This window comes from Arenimonas sp. (genome assembly GCF_044348765.1).
Classification (GTDB): domain Bacteria; phylum Pseudomonadota; class Gammaproteobacteria; order Xanthomonadales; family Xanthomonadaceae; genus Arenimonas.
Map to the genome: position 1 here is coordinate 1 of NZ_JBIKSE010000070.1, position 3,582 is coordinate 3,582.

Sequence of the window (3,582 nt, forward strand, 5' to 3'; positions counted from 1 at the left end):
TCCGGTCGCGCCGTCTCGGCCATGCGCAGATACTGCAAGGTGAAGCCCATCTCGGCAAATTGCTGCTGGCGCGGGCTTTGGCCAAACGTTTGCTGTGCCAACAGGCTGACGATGCAGAGGCGGCCTGCGGCGTTTGCAGGGCCTGCCAGCGCTTCGAGCAGGGCAGTCATGGCGATTTCCGACAAATCGGCATCGAGCTCAATGAAAAAACCGGCAAGATGAAAACCGCCATCGGCGTCGACCAGATCCGCGACATGTCGGAGTGGCTGGCGCTGACTGCGCAACTGGCAGGCCCGCGTGTGGTCATCATCGAAACTGCGCACCGATTAAATCCGCAGGCCGCCAATGCGCTGCTGAAAACGTTGGAAGAACCCATGCCCGATCGTTACCTGCTGTTGGTCACCGATCAACCCAAGGCGCTTCCCGCTACCGTACGTAGCCGTTGCCAGCGCCTCGAGATGGCATGCCCCGATACCGTCACGGCACTGGCCTGGTTGAAACAGAACCGCATCCCAGAGGCCGATGCCACGGCCTTGCTGACCATGGCCAGCGGCAACCCGGGGCTGGCCCTAGCTTGGGCCGGAAGTGATGGTTCTGCCCTGTATCAGGAGGTCCGTGCCGATCTGGCCGCCTGCATAAAGCACCAGACTGGGCCGGCCGCCATCGCCCGCAAATGGTTGGCCGATGAGCGCGCTGACTTGCGTCTGCTGTTCGCGGCGCAGATTGGTTATGGCCTGACCCGGACTTGGGCTGCACAGGCGGCGGGGGGCGTGAAGCATCCACAGGCCGTTGAGCGCCTGAAGGAATGGATTGATGGCATCAACCGTTTGCGGTTAAGCTTGAGTCAGCCCTTGCGTCATGATCTCGGCCTCGCCGGACGGATGCTGGAATGGCGGCAGCTGCTGCAGGATTTTCGATAGGACACTCCATGGCCACACCGACTGCAATGCAAGGATTGCTTTCGCTCCAGATCAAGGACCGGAAGGAACTGCGTAGCGCTTTCATGCCTTATGTGAAAGGGGGCGCTATTTTCGTGCCGACGCCCAAGCGTTACCATCTAGGCGATGAGGTGTTCCTTGTGGTCACATTCATGGAAGACAAAGTCCATATGCCCGTCGTCGGCAAGGTGATCTGGGTCTCGCCGATGGGTCAAATGGGCGGGCGTCATCCTGGTGTTGGCGTGCAGCTCACTGAGGCCGCCGAGAATGACGAGATTCGTCATAAAATCGAGACCACCCTGGCCGGCATGATGGATTCCGATTCACCGACCCATACCATGTGAGCGCTGCGCGCCCGCTACAGGATGATGCATGCGTTATGCGATGGCCTTGGAGTACGACGGCAGTCCATTCATGGGCTGGCAGAAACACCATACCGGCGATACGATTCAGGCCGCGGTCGAAAAGGCCCTGTCCTTCGTTGCCGATGCCTCCGTCGAAGTGGTCTGCTCGGGGCGCACCGATGCCCGCGTGTCGGCCCGTTGCCAGCTGGTGCATTTCGATTCCGATGCCCCGCGCGATGTCCGCGCCTGGGTGCTCGGCACCAACACCCGGCTTCCCGACAGCATCCGCGCGCTCTGGATGCAGCCGGTACCCGACGATTTCCACGCCCGCTACAGCGCCCGCGCGCGCCGCTACCGATACAGTGTGCTGATCCGCCCGGTCAAGCCGGCCATCAACCGCCAGTTCCTGAGCTGGAGCCGGGAAGAACTCGATGCCGCGCGCATGCATGAAGCGGCGCAGAAAATTCTCGGCGAACAGGATTTCAGCGCATTCCGCACCGCGCAGTGCCAGGCCAAGCACCCGAACCGCAATCTGCACCGGCTCGATATCTGCCGCGAGGGCGACATGATTTATTTCGAGGTGCAGGCCAACGCCTTCCTGCACCACATGGTGCGCAACCTGGTCGGCAGCCTGTTGCTGATTGGCAAAGGCGAACAGCCGGTGCACTGGATGAAAACCCTGCTCGATGGCCGCGACCGTACCGTGGCCGGGCCGACTGCGCCGGCCGAAGGCCTGATGTTTCTCGGCGCCCTGTATCCGCCGGAGTGGGGCCTGCCCGAGGCGGTCACGCTGAAATGAGCGTACGCATCAAATTCTGCGGCTTCACCCGCGCCGAAGATGCCGCGCTGGCCGCCGGGCTCGGTGTGCACGCCATCGGCGTGGTGCATGTGCCGGGCAGCAAGCGTCATGTGCCGTTGGAAGCGATGCCAGCCCTGCGCGCAGCCGTTCCGAAGCATATCGATCTGGTCGCCTTGTTCGTGAACCCGGATGCCGATACCGTGCGTGCGACCATCACTCAACTTCAGCCCAATCTTTTACAGTTTCATGGCGATGAAGCCGATGCATTCTGTGCGCAGTTCGGGATGCCGTTCATCAAGGCGATGGCGATGGGTAAGGGCGCTGGCGATATCAGCCTGCGCCAAAAAAACTACCCGAGCGCACAGGCATTTGTGCTCGATGGCCACGCGCCCGGCCAGCTGGGCGGGCAGGGCGAAGGCTTCGCATGGAATGATCTACCGGCGCTAGAGAAACCGGTTTACCTAGCCGGTGGCCTGACGCCTGAAAATGTGGCCGAAGCCATCGCCACCATGAAGCCTTATGCCGTGGATGTGTCGAGCGGGATTGAATCGACGCCGGGCGTGAAGGATGAAATGAAAATGCGGGATTTCATCCGCGCTGCACGCGGTGATGAACGATAATAGGATTCTATGGATACGCCGCCTAACACCCTCCTCGATTATTCCCAGTACCCCGACGCCGACGGCCATTTCGGCGTTTACGGCGGCCGATTCGTGTCCGAAACCCTGATGGCGCCGCTGGCTGAGCTGGAACAGGCCTATGAAGCGGCCCAGGCCGATCCGGCCTTCAAGGCTGAACTGGCCTTCGATTACGCCTATTACGTGGGCCGTCCGAGCCCGATTTACGAGGCCAAACGCCTGAGCGAGTATGTCGGCGGCGCGCGCATTCTGCTCAAGCGCGAGGACCTGAACCATACCGGCGCGCACAAGATCAACAACACCATCGGCCAGGCCATGCTGGCCAAGCGCATGGGCAAGACCCGGGTCATCGCCGAAACCGGCGCCGGACAGCACGGCGTGGCCTCGGCCACCGTAGCCGCACGTCTGGGCCTGAAGTGCGTGGTGTACATGGGTGCGGTCGATATCGAGCGCCAGGCCATCAACGTGTTCCGCATGAAACTGCTGGGCGCCGAGGTGGTGCCGGTCACCTCCGGTTCGAAAACCCTGAAAGATGCGCTGAACGAAGCGATGCGCGATTGGGTATCCAACATCCAGGACACCTTCTACATCATCGGCACTGCCGCCGGCCCCAGCCCGTATCCGCGCATGGTGCGCGATTTCAACGCGGTGGTCGGTACCGAGTCGCGGGCCCAGATGCTGGCGCAATACGGGCGACTGCCGGATGCAGTCATCGCCTGCGTCGGCGGCGGTTCCAATGCCATCGGCATGTTCCATCCCTTCCTCAATGATGCCGAAGTGAGTCTGATCGGCGCCGAAGCAGCGGGTGAGGGCTTGGCTACCGGCAAGCATGCCGCCTCGCTGGCGGCCGGCGTGCCGGGCGT

Annotated in this window: 5 protein-coding genes; all 5 read left to right on the plus strand. The window is 62.1% G+C overall.

Annotated features, from left to right (window positions below; translation table 11 throughout):
- Positions 1-920: DNA polymerase III subunit delta' (holB, locus tag ACIQ0Q_RS08375; RefSeq protein WP_395772484.1), on the plus strand; the 920-nt coding region annotated here is incomplete at its 5' end.
- An 8-nt stretch (positions 921-928) separates the two neighbouring features.
- Positions 929-1,282, plus strand: coding sequence for a PilZ domain-containing protein (locus ACIQ0Q_RS08380; RefSeq protein ID WP_395772485.1), 354 nt, complete (start codon positions 929-931; stop codon positions 1,280-1,282).
- Between the two features lie 28 nt (positions 1,283-1,310).
- On the plus strand, positions 1,311-2,081 hold the full coding sequence (gene truA, locus ACIQ0Q_RS08385) for a tRNA pseudouridine(38-40) synthase TruA (protein ID WP_395772486.1): 771 nt from the start codon (positions 1,311-1,313) through the stop codon (positions 2,079-2,081).
- On the plus strand, positions 2,078-2,701 hold the full coding sequence (locus ACIQ0Q_RS08390) for a phosphoribosylanthranilate isomerase (RefSeq protein WP_395772487.1): 624 nt from the start codon (positions 2,078-2,080) through the stop codon (positions 2,699-2,701). Before truA ends, ACIQ0Q_RS08390 begins: the two co-directional genes overlap by 4 nt.
- A gap of 9 nt (positions 2,702-2,710) precedes the next feature.
- Positions 2,711-3,582, plus strand: an 872-nt coding sequence (gene trpB / locus ACIQ0Q_RS08395) for a tryptophan synthase subunit beta (RefSeq protein ID WP_395772488.1), incomplete at its 3' end; no start/stop codon positions are given.

Excerpts from the sequence above, each read along its gene's own strand:
- ACIQ0Q_RS08380 (WP_395772485.1), top strand. The coding sequence starts at position 929 with ATGGCCACACCGACTGCAATGCAAGGATTGCTTTCGCTCCAGATCAAG.
- truA (WP_395772486.1), top strand. The coding sequence starts at position 1,311 with ATGCGTTATGCGATGGCCTTGGAGTACGACGGCAGTCCATTCATGGGC.
- ACIQ0Q_RS08390 (WP_395772487.1), top strand. The coding sequence starts at position 2,078 with ATGAGCGTACGCATCAAATTCTGCGGCTTCACCCGCGCCGAAGATGCC.